This is a genomic window from Actinosynnema sp. NPDC023658, from assembly GCF_040639995.1.
In the GTDB taxonomy this organism is placed as follows: domain Bacteria; phylum Actinomycetota; class Actinomycetes; order Mycobacteriales; family Pseudonocardiaceae; genus Actinosynnema.
This window is the reverse complement of the sequence record NZ_JBFAAX010001063.1, coordinates 1-1,827: the sequence shown is the minus strand read 5'-3', so window position 1 is coordinate 1,827 and position 1,827 is coordinate 1. Positions and strand designations below refer to the sequence as shown.

The 1,827-nt window shown below is 75.8% G+C and carries 1 protein-coding gene and 1 pseudogene; one reads left to right on the top strand and one right to left on the bottom strand.

The features are described 5' to 3' along the window. A partial coding sequence (locus AB0G02_RS38090; protein ID WP_360804742.1) for a polysaccharide deacetylase family protein occupies nt 1-846 on the top strand: 846 nt, incomplete at its 5' end. A gap of 10 nt (nt 847-856) precedes the next feature. Here the strand turns inward: AB0G02_RS38090 and AB0G02_RS38085 are convergent. Continuing rightward, nucleotides 857-1,827: pseudogene (locus tag AB0G02_RS38085) on the bottom strand (hypothetical protein); the annotation flags it as partial.

Sequence of the window (1,827 nt, the reverse complement as noted above, 5' to 3'; positions counted from 1 at the left end):
GTGCCGATCCTGATGTACCACCGGCTCGTCGAGCGGCCCGCCTCGGTCTACGACCGGACACCGGCGGCGTTCCGCGCCGAGCGGGAGCGGCTGGCGAACGAGGGGTACGTGCCGGTGACGACCACCGAGTACGCGACCGGGCGGATGGACCTCCCGGCGGGCGCGCACCCCGTCGTGCTGACCTTCGACGACGGTGACGCGACGCAGTTCGCGCTGGGTGCGGACGGGCAGCCCGCGCCCGGCACGGCGATCGCCATCCTGCTCGACGTGGCCGCGCGGCACCCCGGCTTCCGATCGGTGGCGAGCCTGTACGTCAACGCCGGGCCGTTCGGGTCGCCGGACGGCGCGGCCCTGCGCTGGCTGCGCGACCACGGCTTCGAGATCGGCAACCACACCCGCGACCACACCAACCTCGCGACGGCCGGCGAGCAGGGGGCGCAGGAGGCGATCGCGGCGGGGCAGCGGGAGATCCAGCAGGCCGTGCCCAACTACCGGGTGACGAGCCTCGCGCTGCCGTTCGGCGCGGTGCCCGCGAATGGCGCGCTGGCCCTGCGGGGTGCGTCCGGCGGCATGTCGTACGAGTACGTGTGCGTGCTGATGGTGGGCGCGGGTCCGGCGCCGTCGCCGTTCGCGGCGGAGTTCGACCCGGCGAGCACGCCGCGCATCCGGTCGCAGGACCCGTCGGGGGAGGACGCGCGCTACGGCTCGACGGTGTGGCTGGACCAGCTGGCCGCCGCGCCGCAGCAGCGCTACACCTCGGACGGCGTGTCCGACCGGATCTCCTACCCGGAGGCAGGGGGTGCCGTACCCGCGCCGCAGTTCGCGGAGCGCGCCGTCGGTTACTGACGCGGCCGGGTCAGGCGGTGGCCCGGGCGTAGCCGCGCAGCGCCACCGCGGCCCTCTCCAGGCTGCCCAGCACCCCCGGCGGCAGCTCGTGGTGGCGGCCCACCACCTCCTGCGCCATGACCTGCATCGGCGCGGAGTCCTCCGCCTCGACCACCGCGAGCACCTTGAACGCCGTGCCCGGCGGGAACAGCACCCGCTCCTGGACCACGCTGCCGAACGAGTCGACCACCGACACCCGCCGCCCCGTCACCGACCAGAGCACGAACTCCACCCGGCCGTCGACCGGCACCGACGGCCCGGCGACGGTGTTGAGCACGCCGTGCTCGACCAGCACGTCACCGGTCCGGTAGCCGCGCGCCTCGCCCAGGCACACCGTCACGCCCTGGTGCACCGGCAGCCGCCGCAGGCCCGACACCACCGCGGCCGCGTACGGCCACAGCCTGCCCAGCTTCCCGCTGCGCATCGCCTCGACCAGGATCTCCTCGTCGCCGCGCAGGCACGCCGACACCGCCGCGAGGTCCGTCACCACCGCCTCGAACGCCTCGGGGTCGTCCGGGCGCTGCACGATGTGCCGGCACGCCACCGCCGCGTGCTCCCCGTAGCGCTCGCCCAGCATCCGGCGCAGCGCGTCGCGTTCCGGCTCGGTGCTGCGGTGGTCGGACGGCACGACCTCATCACCGAGCTGCTCGCCCCACACCGGCGCGGGGGACTCCGCCAGGGGGCCGTCCACGCTCAGCGGCACCGGCTCGTCGACGACCACCGGCGCGGGCGGCTCCTCGGCCACCGGCGGCCGCGGCATGGGCGCCGGGTCGCAGAACACCACCTTGAGCAGCCGGCGCACCTCCGGCTCCAGCCGTTCCACCAGCGACGCGCCCGCCACCGCCACCGCGCCCGCCGTCGTGCGACCCGGCGTGCCGACGGTCAGCCGGGCCCACTCCGGGTCGACCGGCAGCGACCGCACCTCCGGCCCGATGTCCTCCG